General features: G+C 65.9%; 5 protein-coding genes. All 5 read left to right on the top strand.

What is annotated here, in order from left to right:
* Positions 1–703: 3'(2'),5'-bisphosphate nucleotidase CysQ (locus ACOZK4_RS10485; protein WP_421591841.1), on the top strand; the 703-nt coding region annotated here is incomplete at its 5' end.
* Between the two features lie 114 nt (positions 704–817).
* On the top strand, positions 818–1,054 hold the full coding sequence (locus ACOZK4_RS10480; RefSeq protein WP_314093494.1) for a DUF4170 domain-containing protein: 237 nt from the start codon (positions 818–820) through the stop codon (positions 1,052–1,054).
* A gap of 107 nt (positions 1,055–1,161) precedes the next feature.
* A complete protein-coding gene (gene waaA, locus ACOZK4_RS10475; protein ID WP_421591840.1) occupies positions 1,162–2,478 on the top strand; it encodes a lipid IV(A) 3-deoxy-D-manno-octulosonic acid transferase in 1,317 nt (438 codons plus the stop codon).
* A gap of 15 nt (positions 2,479–2,493) precedes the next feature.
* A complete protein-coding gene (locus ACOZK4_RS10470; RefSeq protein ID WP_421591839.1) occupies positions 2,494–3,228 on the top strand; it encodes an HAD family hydrolase in 735 nt (244 codons plus the stop codon).
* 112 nt (positions 3,229–3,340) lie between these two features.
* Positions 3,341–4,015: tetraacyldisaccharide 4'-kinase (lpxK, locus tag ACOZK4_RS10465; protein ID WP_421591838.1), on the top strand; the 675-nt coding region annotated here is incomplete at its 3' end.

Raw genomic sequence — 4,015 nt, 5'->3', positions numbered from 1 at the left:
GGTTTGGTGGAAGAACGGCGGCCGCTCGCCGGTGAGTGCCGCCGATTTCGCCGCCAACGATATCCTCAAGAAGGAACTGCTCTCCGCCCGGCCGAACTATGGCTGGCTTTCGGAAGAGACCGACGACGATGCCAACAGGCTCGGTTGCGAGACGGTCTTCGTCATCGACCCGATCGACGGCACCCGCGCCTTCATCGCCGGCAAGGACATCTGGTGCGTCAGCGCCGCCGTCGTCCACAAGGGGCGTCCCGTTGCAGGCGTGCTTTTTGCGCCGTCGCTTGACGAGGTCTTCACGGCGGCCGAGCATGGCCCGGCGCTGAAGAACGGCAAACCCATCGCCGCCACCGAGCCAGACACCGCCCGCCCGACGCGGGTCGCAGCACCCGAAGACATGGCGCACGACATTCAAAACCGCATGGACGGCGGCGTGCACCGCATCTCGCATGTGCCGTCGCTCGCCTACCGTCTTGCCATGGTGGCGGACGGGCGGATCGACGCGACATTGGTGAAGCGCAATGCGCATGACTGGGATCTGGCGGCGGCCGATCTCATCCTGGCGCGGGCCGGCGGCGGGCTCGTGACGCTCGATGGCGCCCCGCTTTCCTATAACCGGCCGACCGTCAGCCACGAGACGCTGTGCGCGTCCGGTTTGTCCCGGCTTTCCGGGCTTGTCGAGGCCTCCCGGCACCTTGCCGGCCATTGACCTTTGGCCCGGAATACCGCAAACCGTCTGCCGAAATCGGCACAATGAGCACGGCCAGAAAAAGGGGAAACCGGTTTTCCGTCCGGACGTGCGCAAGAACAAAATGAGAGAAACATGACCGACTCCAAAGAACCCAAACAGCTTCTTCATCTCGTTTTTGGCGGCGAGCTGACGACCCTGACGGACATGCAGTTCCGCGATCTCGACAAGCTCGATATCGTCGGCATCTTCCCCGACTATGCCAGCGCACTCGCCGCCTGGAAGTCGAAGGCGCAGCAGACCGTCGACAACGCGCATATGCGCTATTTCATCGTGCATATGCACCGCCTGCTGGACCCGCAGCAGGGCTGAGACGCGTTTTCGCCATTGTTCCGCGCGATGTGCGGTCGCGCTGAACCGAGGAGCCTGACCTCCATGAACCCGAACACCCCGAAAGCCGCAGCCATGGTGCTCACCCGATGAGCAGACGGCTCGCCCGCGCAGCACTCTCGCTTTACCGCTGGGGCGGCGTCGCGCTCTATCCGATCGTAGGCCCCTACCTTGCCTACCGCATCGCCAAGGGCAAGGAAGAGCGGTCGCGCCGTCGCGAGCGTTACGGCTTCGGCAGCGTTCCGCGACCCTCGGGGCCGCTCGTCTGGTTCCATGCGGCCAGTGTGGGTGAAACACTCGCCATCGTGCCGCTGGTCAAGGAAGTGCGCCGCCGCGGCATAGCGGTACTGCTCACCACGGGCACGATCACCTCGGCGAAGGTGGTCAAGGAACGGCTCGGCAGCGACGTCATCCACCAATATGTGCCGCTCGACATGAAGCCGGCGATCAGCCGCTTCCTCGAATACTGGCATCCGGATCTCGCCATCATGGCGGAGTCGGAAATCTGGCCGACGACCATTCTGGAGCTCGGCACGCGCCACATTCCGCAGGTGCTGGTCAATGGCCGCATTTCGGATCGCTCCTTCCCGCGCTGGAAACGACGCATGTCGATCGCCGATGCGATCTTCGAGAACTTTGCGCTCGTCATCGCCCAGTCGGAAACCGATGCGGAGCGTTTTCGCACGCTCGGTGCGCTGCCGGTCCTGGTATCGGGCAATCTGAAGGTCGATACGGATGCGCCGCCGGCCGATCCCGCGGTGCTGAAATCCTATCGCGACCAGATCAAGGGCCGGCCCACTTGGGCGGCGATCTCGACCTTCGAGGGCGAGGAGGCGGCGGCCGGCAACGTGCACCGCGTGCTCAAGGAGCGCTCGCCCGGTCTTCTCACCATCATCGTGCCGCGCCACCCCGAGCGCTGCGATGCCATCGACGACATGCTGACGGCGCGTGGGGTCAAGGTCGCACGGCGGACACGCGGTGACGCGCTGACAGCGGACACGGATGTCTTTCTCGGTGATACGATCGGCGAAATGGGGCTTTACCTGCGCATGACCGAAATCGCCTTCGTCGGCCGCTCGCTGACCGCCGAGGGCGGGCAGAACCCGCTGGAGCCGGCGATGCTCGGCTGCGCGGTGCTGTCGGGCGGCAATGTGCAGAATTTCCGCGAGGCCTACCAGCAGCTTGCCCGAAATGGCAGCGCCAAGATGGTGCGCGACGTGGAAATGCTGGCCAAGGGCGTGCACTATCTTCTGACCAACGAGGCGATGCGCAAGCAGATGATCGACGCGGGACAGGAGACCGTGCAGGAGATGCGCGGCGCGCTGAAGGCCACGATCAAGGGCCTCGAACCCTATATCAATCCCCTCACCGTGAAGGCGCGGCTGCATCCGCGCCAGACCTCCTGAAAGGACCCCGGCAGTATGACGAAGGCGGCGACGATATCAGGCATTCTCTTCGACAAGGATGGCACGCTGCTCGACTATGCCAAGAGCTGGATCCCGGTGAACTACGAACTCGCCCGCATCGCTGCCGCCGGTGACGAGGACCTGTCCCGCAAACTGCTGATCGCGGGCGGCATGGACCCGGATACCGGCTATGTGAAGCCGGACAGCCTGCTTGCCGCCGGCAACACGGTGGAGATCGCCGAAGGCTTCGTCGGTGCCGGCGCGCCCTTCACCATCGCGGCCTTGACCGAACTGTTCGACGGCCTCTTCGCCAAGTCCTCGGAGCTCGCCGTCGCGGTGACGGATCTCGCCGATTTCTTCGCCACCCTGCATGCGCGCGGCTACTGGCTCGGCGTCGCCTCTTCGGACAACGAGGCCTCGATCCGCGCGACGGCCAAGCGCTTCGGTTTCGACGGCTACCTGCATTATGTCGCCGGCTATGACAGCGGCTATGGCGTCAAGCCGGAGCCTGGCATGGTACTCGGCTTCTGCGCCACGACCGGGCTTGAGCCGCACCAGATCGCCATGGTCGGCGACAACAACCACGACCTCCACATGGGCCGCAGCGCCGGCACCGGCCTCACCATCGCGGTGCTGACTGGTACGGGCTCGCGCGAATCGCTCTCGGCCGCCTCCGACTATTGCCTCAACGACATCACCGAACTCGTGCCGCTCTTCCCGGAGGCGGCGGTGGCGCGCCCGGCGGCGTGAGCAGCCCTTCCGCCCGTTTGACGCCGTCCTGCGCTTCCCGGCAGTTGATTTTCGCCGCCGTCTCGCGTTTTCTGGCGCGTGGACCGGGCCGGGATGCCCGCGGGGAACTGCAATGGTAAGTGAAGCGCCGCCGTTCTGGTGGACGAAGGCGGATTGGCGCGCCTATGCGCTGTGGCCGGTGTCGCGCCTCTATGGGCTGATTGCCGGACGGCGCATGCGCAACGGCCGCCGCGCCGAGGTGCCGGTGCCGGTCATCTGCGTCGGCAATTTCACTGTCGGCGGGGCCGGCAAGACGCCGACGGCGATTGCGCTTGCCCGCGCCGCCAAGGCGCGCGGCCTGAAACCCGGTTTCCTCTCGCGCGGCTATGGTGGCTCGCTCGATGTCACCACCGTCGTCGATCCGCACCACCACCGTGCCCGCGCCGTCGGAGACGAGCCCTTGCTGCTCGCCCGCGAGGCGCTGACCGTCATTTCCCGCAAGCGGGTGAAGGGCGCGATGAAGCTGGTGGAAGAGGGCGCCGACCTCATTATCATGGATGACGGCTTCCAGAGCGCCCGGCTGACCTTCGATTATGCACTCGTCGTCATCGACACGCGCCGCGGCATCGGCAACGGCTACCTCGTGCCGAGCGGACCGGTGCGCGCGCCGCTTGGCGAGCAGATGCGCCAGGCCAATGCGCTGCTCGCCATCGGCAACGGCGATGCCGCCGACGGCCTGATCCGCCAGGCGGCACGCGCCGGCAAGGCGATCCATTCGGCAACGCTCGTCACCGTCGGTGCCGAGGAT

This window comes from Shinella sp. M27 (genome assembly GCF_049199905.1).
In the GTDB taxonomy this organism is placed as follows: Bacteria; Pseudomonadota; Alphaproteobacteria; order Rhizobiales; family Rhizobiaceae; genus Shinella.
This window is presented reverse-complemented; position numbering and strand designations above follow the sequence as displayed.